Source organism: Amycolatopsis nigrescens CSC17Ta-90 (assembly GCF_000384315.1).
Lineage (GTDB): Bacteria > Actinomycetota > Actinomycetes > Mycobacteriales > Pseudonocardiaceae > Amycolatopsis > Amycolatopsis nigrescens.
Map to the genome: position 1 here is coordinate 5889609 of NZ_ARVW01000001.1, position 24174 is coordinate 5913782.

19 protein-coding genes and 1 pseudogene are annotated in these 24174 nt (G+C 68.7%); 10 read left to right on the forward strand and 10 right to left on the reverse strand.

Features of this window, described 5'->3' with window-relative positions:
• The first annotated feature begins 60 nt into the window (after positions 1-60).
• The gene (locus AMYNI_RS0128050) at positions 61-597 is read left to right on the forward strand and encodes a DUF305 domain-containing protein (RefSeq protein WP_026361029.1); all 537 of its coding nucleotides are present in this window, start codon (positions 61-63) and stop codon (positions 595-597) included.
• Positions 598-898: 301 nt separating this feature from the next.
• Here AMYNI_RS0128050 and AMYNI_RS0128055 read toward each other — a convergent pair.
• Positions 899-1546 (reverse strand): annotated as a pseudogene (locus AMYNI_RS0128055) (hypothetical protein); the annotation flags it as partial.
• A 143-nt stretch (positions 1547-1689) separates the two neighbouring features.
• Between AMYNI_RS0128055 and AMYNI_RS0128060 the strand changes: the two are divergent.
• On the forward strand, positions 1690-1995 hold the full coding sequence (locus tag AMYNI_RS0128060) for a hypothetical protein (RefSeq protein ID WP_020671406.1): 306 nt from the start codon (positions 1690-1692) through the stop codon (positions 1993-1995).
• A 4-nt stretch (positions 1996-1999) separates the two neighbouring features.
• On the opposite strand, the gene AMYNI_RS0128065 is transcribed toward AMYNI_RS0128060, so the two are convergent.
• On the reverse strand, positions 2000-3181 hold the full coding sequence (locus AMYNI_RS0128065; RefSeq protein ID WP_020671407.1) for an aminotransferase class V-fold PLP-dependent enzyme: 1182 nt from the start codon (positions 3179-3181) through the stop codon (positions 2000-2002).
• A gap of 55 nt (positions 3182-3236) precedes the next feature.
• Between AMYNI_RS0128065 and AMYNI_RS0128070 the strand changes: the two genes are divergently transcribed.
• Together AMYNI_RS0128070 and AMYNI_RS0128075 are read left to right on the forward strand one after the other, a co-directional pair.
• Positions 3237-3884 (forward strand): GntR family transcriptional regulator, encoded by a 648-nt coding sequence (locus tag AMYNI_RS0128070; RefSeq protein ID WP_020671408.1) that lies wholly within the window; start codon positions 3237-3239, stop codon positions 3882-3884.
• The gene (locus tag AMYNI_RS0128075; RefSeq protein ID WP_020671409.1) at positions 3881-4621 is read left to right on the forward strand and encodes a phosphodiesterase; all 741 of its coding nucleotides are present in this window, start codon (positions 3881-3883) and stop codon (positions 4619-4621) included. Before AMYNI_RS0128070 ends, AMYNI_RS0128075 begins: the two co-directional genes overlap by 4 nt.
• Here AMYNI_RS0128075 and AMYNI_RS0128080 read toward each other — a convergent pair whose 3' ends face one another.
• The 6 genes from AMYNI_RS0128080 to AMYNI_RS0128105 form a co-directional block, all read right to left on the reverse strand.
• Positions 4622-6262 carry a CocE/NonD family hydrolase gene (locus AMYNI_RS0128080; RefSeq protein WP_020671410.1) on the reverse strand — a complete coding sequence of 547 codons (1641 nt, stop codon included), beginning with the start codon at positions 6260-6262 and terminating at the stop codon, positions 4622-4624.
• 85 nt (positions 6263-6347) lie between these two features.
• Positions 6348-7340 (reverse strand): asparaginase, encoded by a 993-nt coding sequence (locus tag AMYNI_RS0128085; protein WP_020671411.1) that lies wholly within the window; start codon positions 7338-7340, stop codon positions 6348-6350.
• Positions 7337-8779, reverse strand: coding sequence for an amino acid permease (locus AMYNI_RS0128090; protein WP_020671412.1), 1443 nt, complete (start codon positions 8777-8779; stop codon positions 7337-7339). Before AMYNI_RS0128090 ends, AMYNI_RS0128085 begins: the two co-directional genes overlap by 4 nt.
• Entirely contained in the window at positions 8772-9455 is a 684-nt protein-coding gene (locus AMYNI_RS0128095; RefSeq protein ID WP_020671413.1) for a FadR/GntR family transcriptional regulator, read from the reverse strand. Before AMYNI_RS0128095 ends, AMYNI_RS0128090 begins: the two co-directional genes overlap by 8 nt.
• Before the next feature lie 227 nt (positions 9456-9682).
• A complete protein-coding gene (locus tag AMYNI_RS0128100) occupies positions 9683-10465 on the reverse strand; it encodes an oxidoreductase (protein ID WP_020671414.1) in 783 nt (260 codons plus the stop codon).
• A 99-nt stretch (positions 10466-10564) separates the two neighbouring features.
• Positions 10565-11143 carry a TetR/AcrR family transcriptional regulator gene (locus AMYNI_RS0128105; RefSeq protein ID WP_020671415.1) on the reverse strand — a complete coding sequence of 193 codons (579 nt, stop codon included), beginning with the start codon at positions 11141-11143 and terminating at the stop codon, positions 10565-10567.
• 219 nt (positions 11144-11362) lie between these two features.
• On the opposite strand from AMYNI_RS0128105, the gene dnaE reads away from it, so the two are divergent.
• From dnaE to AMYNI_RS0128120, 3 genes are all read left to right on the forward strand, one after another.
• Positions 11363-14950: a DNA polymerase III subunit alpha gene (gene dnaE / locus AMYNI_RS0128110; protein WP_020671416.1), complete on the forward strand. Its 3588-nt coding sequence runs from the start codon at positions 11363-11365 to the stop codon at positions 14948-14950.
• A 54-nt stretch (positions 14951-15004) separates the two neighbouring features.
• On the forward strand, positions 15005-16525 hold the full coding sequence (locus tag AMYNI_RS0128115) for an MFS transporter (protein ID WP_020671417.1): 1521 nt from the start codon (positions 15005-15007) through the stop codon (positions 16523-16525).
• Positions 16526-17033: 508 nt separating this feature from the next.
• A complete protein-coding gene (locus AMYNI_RS0128120; protein WP_020671418.1) occupies positions 17034-18215 on the forward strand; it encodes a low temperature requirement protein A in 1182 nt (393 codons plus the stop codon).
• 24 nt (positions 18216-18239) lie between these two features.
• Here AMYNI_RS0128120 and AMYNI_RS0128125 read toward each other — a convergent pair whose 3' ends face one another.
• Both AMYNI_RS0128125 and AMYNI_RS0128130 read right to left on the reverse strand, forming a co-directional pair.
• Positions 18240-19448 (reverse strand): L,D-transpeptidase, encoded by a 1209-nt coding sequence (locus AMYNI_RS0128125; RefSeq protein WP_020671419.1) that lies wholly within the window; start codon positions 19446-19448, stop codon positions 18240-18242.
• A gap of 102 nt (positions 19449-19550) precedes the next feature.
• The gene (locus AMYNI_RS0128130; RefSeq protein ID WP_020671420.1) at positions 19551-20471 is read right to left on the reverse strand and encodes a patatin-like phospholipase family protein; all 921 of its coding nucleotides are present in this window, start codon (positions 20469-20471) and stop codon (positions 19551-19553) included.
• A 175-nt stretch (positions 20472-20646) separates the two neighbouring features.
• Here AMYNI_RS0128130 and AMYNI_RS45525 point away from each other — a divergent pair, with 175 nt between their 5' ends.
• The 3 genes from AMYNI_RS45525 to AMYNI_RS0128145 all read left to right on the forward strand — a co-directional run bounded on the left by AMYNI_RS45525 (position 20647) and on the right by AMYNI_RS0128145 (position 24170).
• A complete protein-coding gene (locus AMYNI_RS45525) occupies positions 20647-22356 on the forward strand; it encodes a glycoside hydrolase family 43 protein (RefSeq protein WP_020671421.1) in 1710 nt (569 codons plus the stop codon).
• A 9-nt stretch (positions 22357-22365) separates the two neighbouring features.
• Positions 22366-23355, forward strand: coding sequence for a LysR family transcriptional regulator (locus AMYNI_RS0128140; RefSeq protein WP_020671422.1), 990 nt, complete (start codon positions 22366-22368; stop codon positions 23353-23355).
• Positions 23356-23549: 194 nt separating this feature from the next.
• A complete protein-coding gene (locus tag AMYNI_RS0128145; protein WP_020671423.1) occupies positions 23550-24170 on the forward strand; it encodes a papain-like cysteine protease family protein in 621 nt (206 codons plus the stop codon).
• Positions 24171-24174: the final 4 nt, after the last annotated feature.

The following is a 24174-nucleotide window of genomic DNA, read 5'->3' on the forward strand; positions in this document are numbered from 1 at the left end:
GTGCCCTCGGCACGGCCACCGACGAACCGCGAATGACCATACGCAGTGAGGAATTCTTCGTTGAAAAGGACATTGATCGTTTTTGTGCTGTCCGCCTTGGCGCTGACCGGTTGTGGCGGCGAGGAAGCGCCGCCCGCGGCGAACCAGGCGGACATCGGCTTCGCGCAGCAGATGGTCCCGCACCACCGGCAGGCGGTGGAGATGGCGGAGCTGGTGCCGGAACGGACCGGTGACCAGCCGGTGCGCGAGCTGGCGCAGCGGATCCGGCAGGCGCAGGAACCGGAGATCCGGCAGCTGGAGGACTGGCTGCGCGAGTGGGGCGCACCGGCGCGGATGGAGCACGGTGAGGCGGGTCATGCCGGCATGCCGGGCATGATGCCGGCGGACGAAATGGACCGGCTGAAATCCAGCAGGGACGCCGAGTTCGACCGCGGCTGGCTGACCATGATGGTGCGGCACCACGAGGGTGCGATCGACATGGCCACCGCCGAACTGCGCGACGGCTCGCACGCGGGCGCCAAGGAGCTCGCCCAGCGGGTGATCGACGCCCAGCGCGCCGAGATCACCACCATGCGCTCCCTGCTCGGCAGCGGCTGACCGATTGTCCGTGAAGGGCCCCTTGCCTACTTTGAAGGTAGGCAAGGGCCCTTCACGGACTTGTTCAGCGGAAGGTGCGGAGGCGGAGGGTGTTCGACGCGACGGACACCGCGCTCAGCACCATCGCGGCACCGGCGAGCGCCGGGCTGAGCAGTCCGGCGGCGGCCAGCGGCAGGGCGGCCACGTTGCAGGCGAGCGCCAGGAACAGGTTGACCTTGACCGTGCGCGCTATTCGCTCGAGCAGCCGGATTCTGGTGTCGCCGCGGCTTTCCGCCGGGTGAACGTCCACAAGCGACACTTGGCCGAGTCGCACGCCGCGCTCGATGCCGGTCAGCAGCGCGGCCGGCGCGGCCGCAGCGAGCGCGCACGGGCAGGCGACGATCAGCACGGCCACCGCCGCGGTGCAGGCCATGGTGACCGAGGCGCCCGTGCCGAGCCAGAAAGTCAGTGTGCCGGCCGCCAGCGCGAGCACGGACGGCACGAGAACCGCGGAGATCCGGTCTGCGGTGTCCGGCGGAACCCACCGCCCAGTACCGGTCATTCGCCGCGACTCGGCCTCGAAGTACCGTCCAGCGAGGGCGCAGGTGGTGATCCCGGCGGCGACGCCGAGGTAGAGGTCGCCGTCGCCGCTCATCCGCCGGACGGTCAGTTCGAACGGATGGCTCAAGCCCGGCCTGCCCGCGGTGCCGAACAGCAGCGCGTACAGCGACCAGCCGAAGGCGGCCAGCGTGCCGAGCGAGACCAGCGTGTCCATGGTCGCCGTGCCCTGCCGCAGGTTCGCCCACGCGGCGCGGTGGAACGGAAAGGCCGCCCAGCCGATCACCGGCGCGGCCAGCGTCAGCGAGATCCATTGCCAGTGAGTGAACTGGTGAGGACCCACCATGGCCATCGCGACCACCGGCGCGGACAGCGCGGTGGAGACGACCAGCCGCTGCCTCGGCGCGTCCGTGCTGGCGGGTTCGTGCTGGGTGACCATGAATCCACAGACGAGAAGGGACGGTCTTCTGTGACCGGCAGTTCTCGGCCGGATACCCGTTTTGCGGTTTGCAAATTGCGCATTCTCGCTATATTCCCGGGCGAAGGGAGGCGCCCGTGACCAGAGAACTGGGACGCCGGGCGGAGTGCCTGCTGGAGCTGTTGCACGACCACGGCGACGACTGTCCCCGCTACACCGACGTGGCGCGCCTGCTGCCCCTCGGCGGACTGCCGCCGAACAGCGGCACCGCGCTGGTCGAAGAGCTGGTGCTGCACGGTTTCGTCGCCCCGGTGCGCACGCTGACCGACATCCCGCAGGCGCGGATCACCCCGGCCGGGGTGGAACTGGTCCGCGACCTGCGGGTGCGGCGGGCGGTGGTCGCCGAGGGCGGCAGCCGGATCCGGCTGGTCCCCGACTCTTGAGCGGCTAACCGGCCAGTCGGGTGATCTGCTCGATCAGCCGGCCGGTCTCCTCTTCGGTGTTGTAGTAGTGCACCGACGCGCGGACCATGTCCGGCAGGCCGCGGCCGGTGAAGTCGTACTGCGCGGAAGCCCGTGAGGACACCGTGGTGTTGATCTTCGCCTCGGCCAGCTTCGGCTTGATTTCGCCCGCCGGCAGCCCGGCCAAGCTGAACGTGACGATCCCGCACTGCTTCGCGCCCTGGTCGTGCACCGTCACCCCGGGAATCCGCCGCAGCTCCGCGCGCAGGCCGGCGGCCAGCTCGCCGACCCTGGCCTCGATCGCGGGCAGGCCGAACGACAGCGCGTAGTCCACCGCGGCGCCGAGGCCGAGCACGGCGGCGATGTCCTTTTCCCACACCTCGAAGCGTTTCGCGGAGGCGTCCACCTCGTAGGTGTCCGGCGAGGTCCACTTGGCCGAGTGCAGATCCAGCATGGCCGGCTCCAGGCGCTCGCGAAGCCGCGGGTGGACGTACAGGAAACCGGTGCCGCGCGGGCCCCGCAGGTACTTCCGGCCGGTGGCGCTGAGCGCGTCGCAGCGCAGCCGCCGCACGTCCAGGTCGAGCTGGCCGGCGGACTGGCAGGCGTCGAGCAGGTACGGGATGCCCGCCGCTTCGGCGACCGCGCCGACCTCCTCGGCCGGGTTGACCAGGCCGCCCTGGGTGGGCACGTGACTCATCGAGATCAGTTTCACGCGGCCGTCGATCCGCCGCTTCAGCTCCTCGACGTCGAGCTGGCCGGTCTCGTCGTCCGGCACCACCTCGATCTCGGCCCCGGTGCGCCGGGCCATCTGCAGGTACGCGATCGCGTTGCTGGCGTACTCGGAGCGGCAGGTGAGGATCCGGTCCCCGCGCTCGAACGGGATCGCGTAGAAGACCGCCTGCCAGGACCGCGTCGCGTTGTCGGTGACCGCGATGTCGCCGGTGTCCGCGCCGACCAGCCTGGCGATCGACGAGTACACGCCTTCGAGCCGTTCGCTCGCGTCAGCGGCCGCCTCGTAGCCGCCGCGCAGCGAGTCCGCACGCAGGTGCTCGATCACCGTTTCGGTGACCACGGCCGGCGGGAGTGCGGCGCCGGCGTTGTTCAGGTGGGTGACCTCCGTGCAGCCCGGGGTCTCGTTCCGTGCCCGCTGTACGTCCGCGTCCTGCATACCAATCATGTAAATTGAATACAGTAGTGTCGAACTGTATGCAAGGGGAGGCGAGATGGCCAAGGCCCTGCTGAGGCAGGACATCGCCGGTGAGGTGACGGCCAGGGTGCTGGACGGCAGGCTGCCCGCCGATGCACGGGTGAACGAGGTGCGGCTCGCCGGTGAGCTGGGCGTCAGCCGGACTCCCCTGCGCGAGGTGCTGATCGGGCTGGCCGACCACGGCCTGCTGGTCGCCGCACCGGGGCGCGGCTTCCTGGTGCCGCCGCTGGACCCTGCCGAAGCCGGGCGGCTTTACCCGCTGGTGGCCGAACTGGAGGCACTGGCCGTGCGCTGGACCTCGCTGCTGGAGCTGGCGGGCCTGACCGACGAGCTGGACCGGTGCGCGGACGAGATGCAGACGGCGCTGGACCGCGGTGAGGAACTGTCCGCGCTGGACGAGCGCTGGCACGGGCTGCTGCTGTCCCGCTGCGCCAACCCGCACCTGCTCCGCCTGATCGTGCAGACGAAACCACTGCTCAAACGCTACGAAATGCACTACTTCCGCGCGCCGGAGCGGGCCGCGCGAAGTATCGAGGAGCACCGGCGGATCACCGCGGCGATCCGGGACGGCGACCTCGCCGAAGCCACCCGCTGGCTGGTCCGCAACTGGGGTTGTCCGAGTTTTGAAGGTATGAGTTTCGAAGGTAGGGGTGCGAAAAAATGATCGTGCTGGCACAGGTCAGCGACCTGCATCTGGACGGCGGCGAGCGGAGCACGCGGCGCGCGGAGCAGGTGCTGGCGCACTTGAACGGGCTGACCCGCCCGGTGGACGCCCTGCTGGTCACCGGCGATATCGCCGATCACGGCCTGCCGGCCGAATATCGCCAGGCCAGAAAGCTGCTCGAGGTGTCGTATCCGGTCTTCGGCTGCCCCGGCAACCACGACCGCCGCGCGGCCTACCGCGAGGACTTCCTCGGGGAGCCGCCCAGCGACGCGCCGATCAACCGGGTGGAACGCGCGGCCGGCGCGGCGTTCGTGCTCTGCGACTCGACCATTCCCGGGGAGGACCCCGGACTGCTGGCGGACGAGACCATCGCCTGGCTGGACCAGGCGCTGGCCGGGACCGCCGGCGAGCCCACCTTCGTGGTGTTCCACCATCCGCCGGTGCCGCTGCACCAGCCCTACGTCGACGAACTGCGGCAGCAGGGTGAGCAACGCCTTGCCGAGGTGCTGGCGCGGCACCGGCAGGTGGTCGGCCTGCTGTGCGGGCACGCGCACACCGCCGCCGCCACCCGGTTCGCCGGCCTGCCGCTGCTGGTCGCACCCGCGGTGGCGTCCACTCTGATGTTGCCCTGGGAGGCGGGCGACATGGTGGACCTCGAGCGCCCGCCCGCGCTGGCCTTCCACGTCCTCGACGACGACCGGCGCCTGACCACGCACTACCGCGTGGTCCCGGGTTAGCTATCGCGCTGGCGAGAACACCGGGATGGTGATGTGTGACGGGCGTGCCGGGGAGTGCACGAGGGTGAACTCGGTGGGCGTGCCGTGCACGGCGGAGACCGCGGGCTCGCCGGTGCCCTGGTTGCGGGCGAACCGCGGGAAGGCGCCGCCGGCGATCTGCACGCGCAGCCGGTGCCCGCGCCGGAACCGGTAGGCGGTGGGGGACAGTTCGACCTCAGCGGTGACCACCCCGTCCTCGCCCGCCGCCGGGAACCCGGGGCGCAGCCGCAGGATGCCGTCGCACACGTTGCGGGACACGCCCGCGCGGTCCACGTCGCACAGCCGCACGAACACGTCCGCGTGCCCGGTGTCGGTGCGCAGGTGCACTCGCGCGGACACGTCGCCGATCAGGTCGAGGTCGTGCGTCAGCGGCGTCCCGGTGTAGACGAGCACATCGTCGCGCGCCTCGGTCTCCCGGTTGTCCCGTTGCTTGGTCTTGCCGGTGAGCAGCGGGCCGCCGACGGAGGGAGTGGGGTCGGCCGGGTCGTAGCGGAACCGGTCGGCGGTGTCGAGCTTCGGCGGCCGCGGCTCGAGCCTGGCCAGGTCGTGCAGGTACAGCTCGGTGGCCGCGCTCGGCGGCGGCCACCGTTCGAAGTCCAGCCACCGGCCCGCGCCCTGGAGGTACAGCTTGACCGGAGCCCGCTGGAGCTCGCTGACGTCGTCGCGCAGGTGCGCGGAAAGCCAGGACAGCTGGTCGTGCACGGACGCCTTCAGCATGCCAGGGTCGGCGTGCGCCCACGGCCCGACGGTGATCCGGACCTGGCCGCCGGCCTCGGCGAGCCGCCGGAAGTCGCGCAGCTGCGACGGCAGGAACAGGTCGTACCAGCCGGTCACCATGCTGACCGGCACGTCCAGTGCGGCACCGTCGGCACCGCGGTGGTCGATCGGCGCCCAGAACCGGTCCTCCGGCTCGGCGTGCCCGACCACCTCGCGCAGGAAGCGCTCCGGTTTCCCGATCGCGGCCAGGTCCGCGGTGCTCAGCGGCAGGTGCGCCATGGACCGCCGGACGCGGCGTTCGCGCAGCGGGGAGGGCAGCAGCCCGCCGAACGGTACGTCCTCCTGCACTCCGATGGCGGACGACCAGGACAGCATGTTGTCCAGCCCGAGCACCCCGCCCGGGTAGAAGGTCTCGGCGAAGTCGGCGGCGGTGACGCTGAGGCACATCGCCACCGGCGGCGGATCGAGATACGGGGCGAGTGCCCACTGGGTGTGCCCGAGGTAGCTCGGCCCGGCGGTGGCGATCCGGCCGTCGCACCACGGCTGCTCGCGCACCCAGGCCGCGGTGGCCAGCCCGTCCTCCTTCTCCTGGTGGAACGGCCAGAACTCGCCACCGGAGCCGAAGGTGCCGCGCACGCTCTGCAGCAGCACCTGGTAGCCGCGGCGACCGAACATCGAACCGAACAACGTGCCGAGCAGGGTCCGCCTGCCGTACGGGGTGCGCATCAGCACCACCGGCAGCGGCCCGGCGCCGCGCGGCCGGTACCGGTCGGCGAGAAGCACAACGCCGTCCGGCATTTCGATTCGCAGATCGCGGTCCACCTGCAGATCCGGGCTTTCCGCCGCAGGGAGTCCGAGCAACTTGTCGGCGACTCGATCCAGCACGCTCCGACCACCTCTCGCAGTAGCTTGATCCCCAAGCTACCCGAGAAATTCGGGCCGGTTTCACCTCGTCAGCGGGACCGAATCGTCACGCGGGCCGTGCTTCCGGCACCGGGCGGAGCCCTTCGGCCAGTGCTCCGGTGACCCTGAGTCCGTCCGGCCCGGCGGTACCGGCGAAGGGAGCGAGCACGTCGGGATCCACCCCGCACAGGGCGAGCGCGGCGGCCAGCGCGGGCGGCCTCGCCCGGTCCGTGCCGTCCGCGATCTTGATCGCGATCGCGGTGCCGTCCGGCAGCGCGGCGACCTGGACGGACTCGAAACCGTCCTTCGCGATCAGGCCGGGCACCGCGGTGATCAGCCGGGTGACGTCGCGGCGGCTGCCGCCGAGCATCTCCGGGTGCCGTCGGATCGCCTGTGCCACCCGGCTTTCCGCGGTGGTGCCGGTGGCGGCGGCGATCCGCCCGGCGGCCGTGGCAAGGCCGCGGAGCGAGAAGGAGAACAGCGGTGCCCCGCAGCCGTCGGTGGCGACCCTGGCGACCGACTCGCCGGAAAGCTCCTCGAAGGTGTCCGCGATCGCCCGCTGCAGCGGGTGCCCAGGGTCGAGGTAGTCCACAAGGGACCATCCCAGCCGGTGCGAGGTGACCAGCATGGCGGCGTGCTTGCCGGAGCAGTTGTGCGCGAGCTTGCGCGCGGTTCGTCCCGACGCGACCCAGAGGTCCCGCTCCACCGGGTCGAACGGGAGGTCTTCGGGATTGCGCAGCTGCGCTTCACCGAGTCCGGCGAGGTCGAGGATCTTGGCCGCGCCGGCGAGGTGGAACTCTTCCCCGGAGTGGCTGGCCGCTGCCAGCGCGAGCAGCTCCGGCGGCAGGTCGAGGCCGAGCCGGGTCATCGCCACCGCCTGCAGCGGCTTGGCCGCCGAACGAGGGTAGAACGCCGCGTCCGGGTCCCCCGCCTGGAACAGGGTGGTGCCGTCGCGGCGCAGCACCACCACCGAGCCGTGGTGCACGCTCTCCACCATGCCGTCGCGCCACAGCTGCACCAGCGGCTCGTGCGCGGGCACCCGGATCGCCGCCCGGCTCATCTGCCGGACTCCAGCTCGGCCAGCGCCTTCGTGGTGTCCACCCGGCGGCGTACCGCGAACCAGCCGGCCACCAGCGCGATCACGATGACGGGCAACGTCAGCACGGTGACCCGGCCCGCCGACTTGTCGAACCACATCAGCACCAGCACGCAGGCGAAGAAGGCCAGCGTGACGATCTCGGTGACCGGGGAGCCGGGCAGCCGGAACTTCGGCCTGGTCAGCGCGCCCTGCTCGGCCTTGCGCCAGAACAGCAGGTGGCAGAGCATGATGATGGACCAGGTGCCGAGAATGCCGACGGCGGCGAAGTTCAGCACGATCTCGAAGGCGTCCGCGGGCACCACGTAGTTCAGCCCCACCCCGAGCACGCAGATGCCGGCGGTGAGCAGGATTCCGCCGTAGGGCACCTGGCCCTTGTTCATCACCCCGGTGAACTTCGGCGCCGAGCCGGCCAGCGACATCGAGCGCAGGATGCGTCCGGTGGAGTACAGCCCGGAGTTCAGGCTGGACATCGCCGCGGTCAGCACCACCAGGTTCATGATGTCGCCGGCGGCGGGCACGCCGATCCCGGACAGCACGGTGACGAACGGGCTTTCGTCCTTGCTGTAGGCGTTCCACGGCAGGAGCATGGCCAGCAGCGTCACCGAGCCAACGTAGAAGATGCCGATCCGCCACAAGATCGAGTTGATCGCCTTGGGCATCACCTTCGCCGGGTTCTCCGTCTCGCCGGCGGCGACGCCGACCAGCTCCAGCGCCGCGTAGGCGAACACGATGCCCTGGATCACCAGCACCACCGGCACCAGGCCGTTCGGGAAGATGCCGCCGTTGCCGGTGAGCAGCTCCGGTCCCGGCGAGTGCCCGGCGACCGGCTGGTTGGTGACCAGCAGGAAGATGCCGATCGCCATGAAGATCACCAGCGCCACCACCTTGACGATGGCGAACCAGAACTCCATCTCGCCGAAGATCTTCACCGAGACCAGGTTCAGCGTCAGCACGATGGCCAGCGCGATGAGCGCGAGCACCCACTGCGGGATGGCCGAGAACATGCTCCAGTAGTGCGTGTAGAGCGCGATCGCGGTGATGTCCGCGATCCCGGTGGTGGACCAGTTCAGGAAGTGCATCCAGCCCGCGACGTAAGCGCCCTTTTCGCCCATGAACTCCCTGGCGTAGGACACGAAGGCACCGGACGACGGCCGGTAGAGGATCAGCTCGCCGAGCGCGCGGACCACGAAGAAGGCGAACAGCCCGCACACCGCGTACACGATCGCGAGCGCCGGGCCCGCCTGCGCGAGCCGCCCGCCCGCACCGAGGAACAGCCCGGTGCCGATCGCGCCACCGATCGCGATCATGTTGATGTGGCGGGCTTTCAGCGACTTGCGGTAACCGGCGTCGCCGGCGTCGGCAGGCCGCTCCCGCTGCGCTTCGAGGGTCTGATCAGTCACGGGCTTGGTCGTCCTCGTCCTGGTGCGGCGCGCGGGCGGGCCGCACGATGGTGGTCAGGGTGTGTTCGACGTGCTCGAGGTGCGCGGTCATCGCTTCGACGGCCGCTTCCCGCGAGCCCGACGCGATCGCGGCGACGATCCTGCGGTGCTCCTCGTTCGAGTTCTCCCTGCGGTCGCCGAGCTGGTTCAGGAAGGTGGACTGCCGGCCCAGCGCGTCCCGGATCTCCTCGATGAACTTGGCGAACACCGGGTTGCCCGAAGCCTGCGCGATGGTGATGTGGAACAGCGTGTCCAGCGCGACCCACGCGGTGTTGTCCGACTCCGCGTCCATCTGGCGCACGAGATGGTCGAGCAGGTCGAGGTCGTCCGAGCTGCGGCGCGAAGCCGCGTACCCGGCCACCGGGATCTCCACGTGCCGCCGCACCTCGACCAGGTCGCGGGCGGAATACGGCCCGAAGACCGGGTTCTGCGCGGGACCGGTGGCGGTGACGAAGGTGCCCTTGCCGGTTTTGGAGGTGGTCAGGCCGAGCGCCTGCAGTGCGCGCAGGGCTTCGCGCACCACCGAGCGGCTGACCTCGAACTCCTTGGCGAGCGCGGCCTCCGCGGGCAGCTTCGAACCGACCTCGTACTCTCCCTGTTCGATGGCGCCGCGCAGATGGGTGAGAACGGCCTCCATGGCGCTCACCCGCCGGGGGATTTGTCCGGCTGTACGGCTGTCCGACAGGTTCATGAACGCGCATCCTCAGCGGCCGCGCCGCACTTTGTCAAGCGGCCGCTTTTTCCGGTGGAGGAATCACCGGACCTTTCGAGCTGACCGCGCCCTCGGCGAAGCGGCCCAACGTGACGTTTGGCTCGCTCTATTGGCCAAACGTCACGTTGGGCCGGGGTACGCGTCGGGAAAGGTCAGACGGTCTTGAGCACGCCGCCGTCGACCAGGTAGTCGGTGCCGGTGATGTTGCCGGCCCGCGGCGACGCCAGGAAGGCGACCAGCGCCGCGGTCTCTGCCGGGTCGGTGAGCCTGCCGGTGGTGATACCCATCCGGTCGGGCAGCTCGGCCAGGAAGGTGGCGAGGTCGGTGCCGGCCTCCCTGGCCAGGTCGCCGCCCATGCCGTCGGGGTCCTCCCAGTTCCGCGTGCGGGTCGGCCCTGGGCTGACCGTGACCACCCGCACCCCGTCCGGGCCGAGCTCCTCGGCCAGTGCCTTGCTCACGTTGTTGAGCGCCGCTTTCGCCGCGCCGTACTCGACCGGCGGATGCGCGAACCGCGCGCCGATCGAAGAGATGTTCACGATCACGCCGCGCCGCCGGATCAGGCTCGGCAGCGCGGCCCTGGTCACCCGCACGGCGCTGAACAGGTTGAGCTCGATGGTCCGCTGCCAGGCCGCGTCGTCGATGTCCGCGAACCGCTCCGAATGCGCGACCGACGACCGGACACCGCCGAGGTTGTTCACCAGGATGTCGATCTCGCCGAGCTCGGCGGTGGCCCGGCGGACGAGCTCGGTGCCGCCGTCCGGGGTGGACAGGTCCACGGCCACCGGAGTGATCGCTTCGCCGGACTCGGTCGGCGCGGTTCTCGCGGCGGCGACCACGCGCACACCTTCGGCGGCCAGCGCGCGGGAGATGGCGAGTCCGATGCCCTTGGTGCCGCCGGTGACGATCGCCGTCCGGCCCTCGAGTTCCAGATCCATGCCGCTTCCTTTCTTGACCTACAGTTACAAAATCAGGATGCAGCGAAGGCCACCTTCACTGCGTTGGATGCAGCGAAGGTGGCCTTCGCTGCGGGTGAGCTAGAGCGCGCGGAGTGCGGTGTCGGCGAGTCCGGCCAGGCGCCGAGGGTCTGGATCGCCCTTGGCCAGCACCCGGATGCCGTTGATCGTGGTGAGCAGGAACGCGGCCAGCGCCGCCGGGTCGCGGTCCCGGTCGATCTCCCCGGCCCGCACGCCCTCCTCGATGGTGCTGCGGAACGCCGCCTCCTGCCGGTCGAAGGTCCGCCGGACCAGATTGCCGACCGCCTCGTCCGAGCCGGCGAACTCGACCGCCGCGTTCGCCGCCATGCAGCCACGGCGTTCCCGGTCGCCGAGGGCCGCTTCGATCACCAGCTCCAGCGCCGCCCGCAGCCGGTCGCGGGCCGGGCCCGGCCCGTCCAGCACCTCGATCAGCCGGACCGTCTCGCGCTCGTAGTAGCGGCGCAGGGCCAGCTCGTAGAGCTCGTGCTTGCTGCCGAACGCGTGGTAGAGGCTGCCCCGGCCGATGCCAAGCGCGTCCACCAGCTGCTGCGGGGTGGTGTTCGCGTAGCCGTTCGTCCAGAACACCTCCATCGCGGTGTCGATCGCGGTGTCCGGATCGAAACTCTTCGTGCGGCCCATGCCGTGAAGCCTAAACGGTATTGGAACCAGAGGTCAAATATATGACGGCTCTACCACTCGGGTGAAGCCAGGCGTCCGGTCGCCGTACCCGCGGGCACCCGCATGTCGGTCCCGCCGGAGAGCGGGGACCAGGAGCAAAATCTGTCGTGCCCGCGGACTAGGGTGGTGTCCCCGGGCCGCGGGCGGAGCGGGTATGCCGATCAGGGGAGGTTTTCGCTGGTGTCGAAGGATTCTTTCGTCCATCTGCATGTGCACACCGAGTATTCGATGCTTGATGGTGCGGCGAAGATCGCTCCGTTGTTCGCGGAGGCGTCGCGGTTGGAGATGCCGGCGGTGGGCATGACCGATCACGGCAATATGTATGGGGCGGATGAGTTCTACCAGCAGGCGAAGAAGGCCGGGCTGAAGCCGATCATCGGGGTGGAGGCGTATGTCGCGCCGGAGAGCCGGTTTCACAAGAAGCCGGTGTTTTGGGGGCAGTCGAACCAGCGTGGTGCGGATGAGTTCGGTGAGGGCGGGGACGTTTCGGGTAGTGGTTCGTATACGCATATGACGATGTTGGCGGAGAACAGCACGGGTTTGCGTAATTTGTTCAAGCTGACGTCGTTGGCGAGTTTGCAGGGGTATTACCGCAAGCCGCGGATGGACCGTGAGTTGATCGCGGAGAATCATGAGGGGATCATCGCGACGACCGGGTGTCCGTCGGGTGAGGTGCAGACGCGGTTGCGGCTGGGGCAGAAGGCCGAGGCGTTGCAGGCGGCGTCCGATTACAAGGATATTTTCGGGGCGGACAATTTTTTTCTCGAGTTGATGGATCACGGGTTGCCGATTGAGCGGTCGGTGCGTGAGGGTTTGCTGGAGATCGGCGGTCAGCTGGGGTTGCGGCCGTTGGCGACGAATGATTCGCATTATGTGACGAAGGATCAGGCGGATACGCATTCGGCGTTGTTGTGCGTGCAGGCGGGGAAGACGCTGAATGATCCGAATCGGTTCAAGTTCGATGGTGATGGTTATTATCTGAAGTCGGCCGCGGAGATGCGGGAGTACTGGGACTCGGAGGTTCCGGGTGCGGCGGACGCGACTTTGCTGATCGCGGAGCGGGTCCAGTCCTACGAAGAGGTCTACTCCCACAAGGACCGGCTGCCGATCTTCGAGGTCCCGGAGGGCTACGACCAGGGCGCCTGGTTGCGCGAAGAGACCATGAAGGGCCTGAAGTGGCGTTTCCCGGACGGCGCCCCGGACGGTTACCTGGAGCGGATCGACCATGAGCTGGAAGTCATCGTCGGCAAGGGTTTCCCCGCCTACTTCCTGATCGTTGCCGACCTCATCAACTACGCCCGCCGGGTCGGTATCCGGGTCGGGCCTGGCCGTGGTTCCGCCGCCGGCTCGCTGGTCGCCTACGTGCTCGGTATCACCAACCTGGACCCGATCCCGCAGAAGCTGCTGTTCGAGCGGTTCCTGAACCCCGAGCGCGCGTCGATGCCCGATATCGACATCGACTTCGACGACCGCCGCCGCGGTGAGATGATCCGCTACGCCACGGACAAGTACGGCGCGGACAAGGTCGCGCAGGTGATCACCTTCGGCACCATTAAGACCAAGGCGGCGATCAAGGACTCCGCCCGGGTGCACTACGGCCAGCCCGGTTACGCGATCGCGGACAAGATCTCCAAGGCGCTGCCCCCGCCGATCATGGCGAAGGACATCCCGCTTGCCGGCATCGTCGACCCGCAGCACGAGCGCTACGCCGAAGCCGCCGAGGTCCGCACCCTCGTGGAGAGCGACGGCGAGGTCAAGACGATCTTCGACACCGCCCGCGGCCTGGAGGGCCTGATCCGCAACGCCGGCGTGCACGCCTGCGCGGTCATCATGTCCAGCGAGCCGCTGACCGACGCGATCCCGCTGTGGCAGCGTGACGACGGCTCGATCATCACCGGCTGGGACTATCCGTCGTGCGAGGCCATCGGCCTGCTGAAGATGGACTTCCTCGGCCTGCGCAACCTCACCGTCATCGGCGACGCGATCGACAACGTCAAGGCCAACCGCGGCACCGACATCGACCTGGACACCCTGGGTGCGGACGACCCGGAAACCTACAAGCTGCTCGCCCGCGGTGACACGCTCGGCGTGTTCCAGCTGGACGGCGGCCCGATGCGGGACCTGCTGCGCCGGATGCAGCCCACCAGGTTCGACGACATCGTCGCGGTCGGCGCGCTGTACCGCCCCGGCCCGATGGGCATGAACGCGCACAACGACTACGCCGACCGGAAGAACGGCAGGCAGAAGGTCAAGCCGATCCACCCGGAGCTGGAGGAGCCGCTCAAGGAGATCCTGGCCGACACGCACGGCCTGATCGTCTACCAAGAGCAGATCATGCACATCGGCCAGAAGGTGGCCGGGTACTCGATGGGCCGCGCGGACGTGCTCCGCCGGGCGATGGGCAAGAAGAAGAAGGAGGTCCTCGACAAGGAGTTCGAGGGCTTCCACGCCGGGATGAAGGCCAACGGCTTCTCGGACCAGGCGATCCAGGCGCTGTGGGACACGATCCTCCCGTTCGCCGGGTACGCGTTCAACAAGAGCCACGCGGCCGCGTATGGCCTGATCTCCTACTGGACGGCGTACCTCAAGGCGAACTACACCGCGGAGTACATGGCGGCGTTGTTGACGTCGGTGGGGGATAACAAGGACAAGTCGGCGATTTATCTGTCGGAGTGTCGTCGGTTGGGGATTCGGGTGTTGCCGCCGGATGTGAACGAGTCGGCGTTGAGGTTCGCGGCGGTGGGGGATGACATCCGGTTCGGGATGGGTGCGGTTCGCAACGTGGGGGCGAACGTGGTGGAGTCGGTGATCAAGACCCGGCAGGAGAAGGGGAAGTATTCCACGTTCACCGATTTTCTGGACAAGTCGGAGTTGGTGGCGTGCAACAAGCGGGTTATCGAGTCGTTGATCAAGGCGGGTGGGTTCGACTCGCTGGGCAATACCCGGTTGTCGATGGTGCAGGTGCACGAGGACGCGGTCGAGGCCGTGGTGCCGCTCAAGCGGCAGCAGGCGATGGGCCAGTTCGACCTGTTTAGCCCGGGTGCGGGTGTCCCGCTGGGGTCGAGTGGGGATGATGCGGAGGTGTCTGCGTCGTCGCCGTTGGCGCATCTGAAGTTCGGTGAGGAGGAGTATCCGCGTAAGCAGTTGTTGGCTTATGAGCGGGAGATGCTGGGGTTGTATGTGTCGGCGCATCCGCTGGATGGTGCGGAGCGGATTTTGCGCAAGCATGCGAAGAAGCCGATCGCGGCGATTTTGGCTGATCCGCCGAAGGAGGGTGAGCTGATCGTGTCGGGGTTGATCACCTCGTTGGATCGGCGGGTGAACAAGAAGGGGGAGCCGTGGGCGATCTGCACGGTGGAGGACATGGATGCGGCGATCGAGGTGTTGTTCTTCCCGAAGGCGTATGTGATGTTCTCGGCGGATTTGATCGAGGACAACGCGGTGGTGGTCAAGGGCCGGGTGAACTGGCGTGAGGACAAGATGTCGGTGTTCGGTGGCGGGTTGATCCCGCTGGACCTCTCCGACGCCGCGATCGGTGAGGAAGAGCCGCCGCTGGTGCTGCTGGCCGCCGCGGAGAAGATCGACCAGTCCGTGGTCAGCGAGCTCAAGCAGACCCTGCTCGCACACAAAGGCGACACCCCGGTGCACCTCAAGCTGGTCGGCAAGCAGCGGCAGACGGTGTTCGCGCTCTACGACTATCCGGTGAAGGTCAGCTCGATGCTGATCGGTGAGCTCAAGGGAATTCCCGGTATCGCGGCCAGTACCTGACGCCGATCCCGCTCCTGGGTAGCCCGTGGGCGCTGATCAGGTAACGATGGAGGGGTGACCGCTAGCCAGGAGACCACCGAGAGCCAGGAGTACCACCCGGATCCGCAGCGCTGGCGGGCACTCGCGGTGACCCTGACCGCCGGGTTCATGAGCCTGCTCGACGTGAGCATCGTGAACGTGGCGCTGCCGTCGATCCAGCGAGGGATCGGGGTGGGGCCGGACGGGATCCAGTGGATCGTCTCCGGTTACGCGCTCACCTTCGGCTTGATGCTGGTCTCCGGTGGCCGCCTCGGTGACGCGCTGGGCCGGCGCCGGATGTTCCTGATCGCGCTGGCCGGGTTCGTGCTCACCAGCGCACTGGCCGGTGCGGCGCCCAGCGCGGAGCTGATGATCGCCGCCAGGCTGTTGCAGGGCGCCACCGCCGGCCTGCTCACCCCGCAGAACACCGGCCTGATCCAGGACCTCTTCCGTGACACCGAGCGGAGCAGGGCCTACGGCATGTTCGGCGCGGTGGTCAGCATCTCCACCGCGATCGGGCCGGTGCTCGGCGGCGGGATCCTGGCCGTGTTCGGTGAGCAGGACGGCTGGCGCTGGGTGTTCTTCGTGAACGTGCCGATCGGCGTGCTCGCACTGGTGCTGGCCGCCAAGCTGCTGCCCAAGGCGCCGCCCCGGTCCACCCCGCTGCGCTCGGAGATCGACTTCCTCGGGGTGCTGCTGCTCGGGCTGGCGGTGCTGGCCGTGCTGCTGCCGCTGGTGCAGTCCGCGCAGGGCGGCCTGCGCACCCTGTGGTGGCTGTTCCCGCTGGCCTTCGTGCTGGGCGCGGTGTTCGTGCGCTGGGAACGCCGGATGGTGCGGCGGGGACGGTCGCCGCTGCTGGACGTCCGGTTGTTCACCGGTACCCCCGGCTATGCGTTCGGGGCCGCGCTGGGCGCGATCTACTTCTGCGGGTTCGCCGGGATCTGGCTGGTCTTCGCGATGTTCTTCCAGCAGGGCCTCGGCTACAGCCCGCTGCAGTCCGGGCTGGCGGTCACCCCGTTCGCGCTCGGGTCGGCGGTTGCCGCCACGGTGTCCGGGCGGCTGATCGAGAGCTGGGGCCGCCGACTGACCGTGGTCGGGCTGAGCATGGTCGGGCTCGGATTGGTGGCGGTCGCGATCGTGGTCGCGCTGGTGCCCGCACACGACGCCGGGTTCGCCATCGCGTTGCCGCTGCTGTTCGCCGGGATCGGCGGCGGCATGGTGATCTCCCCGAACACCACGCTCACCCTGGAGTGCGTGCCGAGCGACATGGCGGGGGTGGCTGCCGGCGCCCTGCAGACCGGGCAGCGGATCGGCACCGCGCTCGGGGCCGCGGTGCTGGCCTCGGTCTTCCACGGGGTGGTCTCGACCACCGGTGGAGACTTTCCTCGGGCACTGGCGGTGGCGATGTACTGCTCGACGGCCTTCGTGGCGGTGGCGCTCGTGCTGGCCGTGGTGGAGCTGAACGGGCGCCGGCGGCGATCTTCGGCCCGCCTGTCCAAGGCCGAGCGGGAGGCGCGGGCCGAGGAGGCAGCGTCGGCGGATATCCAACGGACCTGAAATACTCACGCGTAAGGTAGTGGATTGTCGCGTGGTGTAGTTGTTGCTACTCCATCTGGGTGATAGGCGACTAAAGGTGCTGGTGCTACTCAGAGCGACCAGGTACACCTTGTTTAGCCTTCGTTACAGGTAATTGGCTACCTACAGTGGCAATCCCGCCTGACGGGTCCGGGGATGGGATCCAGGGCGGGATCACCGTGAGTATGTGAAACGTACGCGTATCAGATACAGGCGGTGACCTCTCAGGGTCACGTCGTCGACGTCCGCGGGGGATCGTGCGGCGACGGAATGAGAGCGGCCGGGACTGTCCGGGTGGCGGACCGAAGGCGGTAGCGCGGGTGGGCCCGGGTGAGGGGGAACCGGGCCCACCCGCGCAGTACTCCTCCGGCGCGGTCGCGCCACTCGAGTCCACTGTGGAACAGCTTGGGTGAGCCGGTGGCGTGCCCGCTCGCCGTCGCGGGCCTGTCGTGTTGAGATGGCCGGGTCGCCGAGTCGAAGGGGAGGCCCGATGCCCCAGGAGTCCGTCCGCCCGCACCACCGCGTCCGGGTCTGGTACCGGCCCATGGTCGCCCGCGGGGACGAGGAGCATCGCGCGGCGACCACCCTGGAGCTGCTGTTCGACCTCTGCTTCGTGGTGGCGGTCGGCCAGGCGGCGGCCGGGCTGCACCACGCCTTCGCGGAGAACCACGCGGTCTCCGGCGTGGTCGGTTTCCTGATGGTCTTCTTCGCCATCTGGTGGGCCTGGCTGCAGTTCAGCTGGTTCGCCACCAGCTACGACACCGACGACGTGCCGTACCGGCTGGCCGTGCTGGTGCAGATCGCCGGCGGGCTGGTGATCGCGGCCGGGGTGAGCAGCGCCTACGAGAAGGACTTCACCATCCTGGTCATCGGCTACGTGCTGATGCGCCTCGCCGGGGTCAACCAGTGGCTGCGGGCCGCGCGGGCCGACCGCGAGCGGCGGCCGACCGCCCTGCGCTACGCGGCGAGCATCACCTTCGTCCAGCTCTGCTGGATCGGCTGGCTGTTCTTCCCCGATTCCTTGCAGATCCCGGGTTTCCTGCTGTTCCTGGTGCTGGAGCTGGCCGGCCCGATCTGGGCCGAGCGCGCGGCGGGCACCACCTGGAACCGGCACCACATCGCCGAGCGGTACGGGCTGTTCACCATCATCGTGCTCGGTGAGACGGTGATCGGTGCCACCGCCGCGGTGCGCGAGGGACTCGACGAAGGCCACAATGTCGGCGGGCTGATCTCGCTGGCTGCCGCCGGCCTCGTCATCGTGTTCTCCCTGTGGTGGCTGTACTTCGACCAGCCCGCGCACCACCGCCTGACGTCCCTGCGCTCGGCGGTGACCTGGGGCTACGGGCACTACTTCATCTTCGCCTCGGCAGCCGCGGTCGGTGCCGGGATGGAGATCGCCGTCGGCTTCGACTCCCATACCGAGCACACCGCACCGCTGGCCGCCGCGCTGGCGATCACCGTGCCGGTCGCGATCTACCTGCTGTCGGTCTGGCTGCTGCACATCGGCCCCGGCAACGAGTGCCGCCCGATCGCGATCGGCTTCCCTGCCGCCGCGGTGCTGGTGCTGGCTTCCACCTTCTCCCCGGCCCCGGTGCACTTCACCGCGGTCATCGCGGCCGCACTGGTGGCCACCACCGTGATCGCCACCAAGGGCCACCCCGTCGAGCCGTGACCTCTGGTTACTTGAGGGCGCTGGTTACTTGAGGGCGCTGCCGGCCTGCCATTTGTCCCAGGACAGGGACCAGTCGCCGTAGAGGTCCCACAGCGGCAGCTGCGGTCCGCCGGAGTTGGTCACCTCGACCACGTCGCCGAGGCCGAGGTTCTGGTAGAACCACTTCGCGTTCTCGCCGTTGAGGTTGATGCACCCGTGCGAGACGTTCGTGCTGCCCTGCTGGCCGACGCTGGCCGGGTTCTCGTGCACGAACTCGCCGTCGTTGGAGATCCGCTGCGACCAGCGCTCGTTCGAGCGGTAGTAACCTGGCTGGCCCTTGCACACGCCGTAGGTGCAGGAGTCCATGGTGTAGTTCTCGTGCTTGTCCGAAATGACGTGCGGGCCGAGATGGGTGGGCGTCGCGTCCTTGCCCATCGAAATGTCCATCGTCTTCACATTCTGCCCATTGTGGAAGATCTGCATCTGCTCGGTGCCGCCGTCCGCCTTCGCCACCCAGGAATCGTGCACCTTGTACGTTTCCGTGCGATCGGAGGCGCCGTAGACACCATTGCCGAAATCGAGGCCGTAGACCTTCGCGGAAACGGTGAGCGTGGTGCCGGCCTGCCAATATTCCTTGGGCCGGTAGTGCACGTTCTTGTCGTCGATCCAGTACCAGCCGCCCTCCTGCGCCGGCTGGGAGACCACGGAGAGCTGCTTCTCCACCGCCGCCTTGTCCTGCACCGGCTGGTTGAAGCTGAACACGATCGGCTGGCCGACTCCGACCCCGCTCGAAGCCACCGCGGACGGTGCCGGGATCAGGTTCGGCTGAGCCTGCTGCTTCGGCGCCAGCGTGCTGATTTTTCCTTGCTGCTCGGCGGTTTTGCCACTGCCGTCGGTGGCGTGCGCGAGCACCGCGTAGGTGCTGGCGTAGCCGAGCGGTTCGGTCGAGGTCCAGGTGGTCCGGTCCGGGGAGAGCTCGCCGGCGACCTTCTTCTCCTTGGCCGTGTTGGACACCGCGACCTCGGTCAGGGTGCCTCCGGTGGCATGCACCTTGACCGGGACGGCCGGGTTCACGTTGTCACCATTCGGCTCGATGCTGACCTTCACCGAGCTGCCCGGGATGTTCCCCGGCCCGGCGTCGCCGCCCTTTTGCTCGGCGCCGGAACAAGCGGTCAGAGCGAGCGCGCCGGCCAGCAGCCCGGCCAGTGCGATGGTACGGCCGCCGCGTGAAAGTAAATTGTTCTTGGGAAACATGTGGTCTCTTTTTTGGAATGTCGGGGTTCGGGCGTCTGCCTCAAAACTACGCGATGGAACAGACGTCCTTTTGCCGGGATTGTTGTGCCCGAGTGGTGTGCGTCACCGACCGGTCGGGGCGACCAGTCCCGGCCCGCCGTAAAGCCCGGGCCCGTGCACGATGAGCTCCGCCAGGTAGTTCCGCGCGGCCAGATACGCCTGCTCGGTGAGCTGTTCGGTCCGGCTGAAGTCCAGCGGGCTCAGCCGCATCGGCGCCGGGCCCGGCAGGTAGACCACCGGCACCTCGGCCGCGGCCAGCGGGGCTTCGAGCACGGCCTGGTTCCGCATGCTGACCATCGCGGTGAACATCATGACCTCGGCGAAGGTCTGCGGCGGCGCCGGAAGTTGCCCCGGAAACGCGCAGTCCAGCACGACCAGCGACCTGGCGCCCATGGCCAGCGCCTGCCGCATCGGCACGTTCGCCACCAGCCCGCCGTCGTAGAGCAGCCCGCCATCGTGCTCGACCGGCGGGTAGATGCCGGGGATGGCGCAGCTCGCCAGCAACGGCGCCAGCAGTTCGCCGGAACGGATCAGCAGCGGTTCGGCGTTGTCCACCTTGGTGGTGACCACGCCCAGCGGGGCGGAGAGGTCGTCGAAGGTGGTGCCCGCGCCGAGGTGCTCGGCGATGATGGCGGCCAGTCCGGTGTTGGGGAACAGGTTCGTCCTGCTGTGCCGCAGGGTGCGCACCTGGCTCAGCACCCCGCCGGGGAAGGCCTCGTGCCTGGTCATGTGCTGCCAGATGGCCTGCAACCGCCGCGCGGACTCTTCGGGTTCCTTGCCGTACCGCGCGAGCACCGCGGCGTTCAGCGAACCGACCGAGGTGCCGGTCAGCAGATCCGGGGCGATCCCGGCCTCCGCGAGCGCCCGCAGCATGCCGACCTGCATCGCGCCGAGGCTGCCCCCGCCGCCGAGGACGAAGCCGATCGGCCGGGGCAGCGCCGTGGACGCTTTGGACGCGGCCGGCAGCGTAGTGGTCTCGGGCATTCGGCGGTTTCCCTCCGGGGCGATTCGGTACGTCCGGCACCGAATCTAGTGCTCGCCCGATTGGCGCTTGACAGTCGACTCGCCACCGGGCAACAGTGACCGAAACCGAACAGAGTTGGACAAAGTCGAACAGGTGGTAGGCCTCGTGCGGAAACGTCCTCAGATCGTTCCCGTGATGTTCGTGCTCATGCTGCTGTCCGGGCTCGTGCCCGGTATCGCACAGGCCGCCGGCGCGGGGACTCGCACGGACGCCACCTATTTCAACGACGCGAAGACCCCGGGCGCGGACCCGTACGTTCGCTTCGACAAGGCCAGTGGCTACTACTACGCCTACTCGACCGAAGGCGCCGACCCCGGCTACCAGTTCGGCGTCTACCGGTCGCCGGACCTGGCCACCTGGGAGCGGTTGCCCGGCGGCGCGCTGCGCGCGGATGATCCGGGGAACTGGGCGCACGACTGGTTCTGGGCGCCGGAGGTCTATCTCAACGAACGGACCGGAGTCTATTTCCTGTTCTATTCCGGTCGGATGAACACCGGGGTCGCGGAACATTTCAAGTACCCGGATTTCGAAGAGGCGTCCAAGGTCGGGGTCGCGGTGTCGAAATCACCGGCGGGCCCGTTCACCAACATCGCGGCGGGGCCGATCGACTATTTCCCGTATGACCCGGACTACCACGACGTCAACCTGATCATGGACGCGGAGCAGAAGAAGCCGCCGGCCACCCTGGCCGAGGGCGAGACCGCCCCGCTGGGCACCTACCTGCCGTTCATCGACCCGAACGTGTTCTTCGACGACGACGGCCGGATCTACCTCTACTTCTCCCGCAACGCCTACCGGAACTGGGTCTGGGACCACGACCTGGGGAAATACGTGGAGGAGTCCAACATCTACGCGGTCGAGCTCACCGGAGACTGGTGGCAGGACCCGCTGGGCGCGACCATGCCCGCCGTCCAGCCGCCCTACCGAAACCGGAACCTGGCCCCCGGCGACCCGCCCGGCACCAGGAAGGACGGTTTCACCCCGATCCTGTCCTACGGCGCGGACAAGCAGGACTGGGAGAACGCGCATGTGGACGATTACGCGAAGACCGGCGGTGCGAAGAAGGACCGGCGCTGGGCCGAGGGCTCGACCACGGTGAAGACCTACACCGGCACCGGGGTGCACCGCCGTGCGGTCTACTACCTGACCTACTCGGCGAACAACTACGAAAACGAGTTCTACGGGGTCGGCTACGCGGTTTCGGACAGCCCGCTGGGCCCGTGGCGCAAGAGCGAGGCGAACCCGGTGCTGTCCCAGGATCCCGCCGAGCACCTGTACTCCACCGGGCACGGCAGCATGGTCTCCTCGCCGGACGGCCGCCGCCAGTACTACGTGCACCACGGCCGTCCGTCCACAGTGGATTCTCGTCGGATCTACACGGCCGGGCTGCGGCTGGGCCCGGTGGCGGGTCGGCTGACCATCGACGGCACCACCTCGGACCGGCCGATACCGCCGGGGGTGGCGCCCTTCCGGCTGCGCACCGGGGACCGGCTGCTCCGCGTGCCGCCGCAGGGGACGGGCGGGACGACGATCGAGGTGACCTCCGCGGCGGGCGCGGCCTTCGACCTCACCGATCCGCTCAACCGGGTGCGGGCCGAGCTGAAGCCGGCGTCCGCGGGCACGGCCACCGTCGAAGGCGGCCGCGTCACGGTGCGCCTCCGTGACCCCGGTGCGGCCCTGCTGACCCTGACCTACCAGCGGGCCAAGGCTGCGGGCGGTTACACCGACGTGCACCAGAACGGGACCCCGGTTTCGGCGCGCATTCCGGTGCTGGGCCTGCCCGGACCGGATCCCGGTCAAGGAAAAGACCAATTGCGGGTCCCCATGCCGCCATCCGGTGGATAGCCTGATTCGATGGCCGAGCTGGAGCTACGGCACTTGCGCGCGGTCCGCGCGGTGGCCGCGACCGGCAGTGTGAGCAAGGCGTCGACCTTGCTGGGGATCAGCCAGCCCGCACTGACCGCGCAGCTCAAACGGATCGAGAAGATTCTCGGTGGCGAGCTGTTCGAACGCGGCCCGCACGGCAGCAGGCCGACCCCGCTGGGCGGGTTCGTGCTCAACCGGGCGGACGCGCTGCTCGCCGACATGCAGTCGCTGGTGGTGTCCGCCAGGCAGCACGGGGAGGCGGCCAAACCGTCCATGCTGCGGGTCGGCTACGTGCCGCTGCTGATGATCGGCGGGTTGATCGACCAGCTGCACCAGCGGCTGAGCACGCTGGACGTGCAGACCTGGGGCGAGCCCGCCGCGGTGATGCTGCTCAAGCTGCTCTCCACCGGCCGCGTCGACGTCGCGCTGCTGGAGCGGTTCGACGGGATGGAGGCGCATCACTACGACGGGCTGACCGTCCGGCAGCTGGCCACCGAGCCGATCTTCGTCGGCATCGCCGAGGGGCATCCGGCGATCCACGAGGACACCGTGGACCTGCGCGACCTGGCCGACTGCGACTGGATCCTGCCGCCGCCGCACGAGAACGCGGTGCGCAACCGGCTGCAGGCGGTCTGCGCGGCCGCCGGGTTCACGCCGAGGGTGCGGCATTACACGTCCGAGGCAGGTACCGCGGGCACGCTGATAGCGCAGGGTGCGGTCTGCCTGGCGCAGGCGGCCTCCGCTCCGCCGCACGGGCTGCGGGCGCTGCCGTTGCGCGAGGACCCGATCCAGACCAGCCTGCTCTTCGCGATGCGCGCCAATGACGCGCTGCTTCCGTTGATGGACCAGGTCTTTCTCTGCGTGGCGCTGGCCTATCGGTCCACTGTGGACAGAAATCCGCTGTTCCGGGAATGGTGGGACGCGCACCCCGAGGCGCACGCCGAGCTGGACGCGGTGCTGGCCGACGCGGGCGTCTAGCGACTCTTCGTGTTCGATTGGTGGCATAACGCCCGTGTTATGCCCGATGGGATTACCCCTGATCTGGTGAGGGAATGAAGCTATGAAGATCCTCGCCGCTTGAGGCGCCGGCCCATCGCTTGCGCCACCTCCCTTCCTGCCCTGCGCCGAGGTGTCAGCCGGTCGGCGACGATGCCGGCCGGGAAGGAGCACAAATGCGTTCCCCCAAGGTGAAAGAGCCCGTCAGCCGGGCACGCCGGATCGGCTTGCTGTGCGCCGGTCTGGCCGCCACGGCGGCTGTCGCGGCACCCCCCGCCACGGCCGCGACGGAAGTCGCCCCGGACGACATGCGGATCGCCGCCACCCTGCAGATCAACCAGCTCGTTCAGGAACAGAACCAGTGGTGCTGGGCGGCCAGCGGCCTGACCATCGGCCGGTACCTCGGCAAGGGCACCAGCACCAGCCAGAACGACTTCTGCAACTACGCCCGCGGTTACCCGCAGGGCACCCGGTGCCCGAACCAGCCGGCGGAACTGACCGATGCGCAGCGTGGTCTGCAGGGCATCGGCGTGAGCCCCGGTGTCACGTCCGGCGCGATCGGTTTCAGCACGGTGCGTAGCGAGATCGACGGCAACCGCCCGATCGAGACCGGCATCTACTGGACCGCGGGCGGCGGCCACGCGCAGGTGATCCACGGTTATGACGCGGCCACCCAGATGATGTATTACGGCGACCCGTGGCCACAAAGCGCGCGCTATAGCTCCATGTCCTACAACAGCTATGTCCGTAACAGCCAGTTCCAATGGGGCGGCTCGCTCTACCGGATCGGAGCGTGAGCAC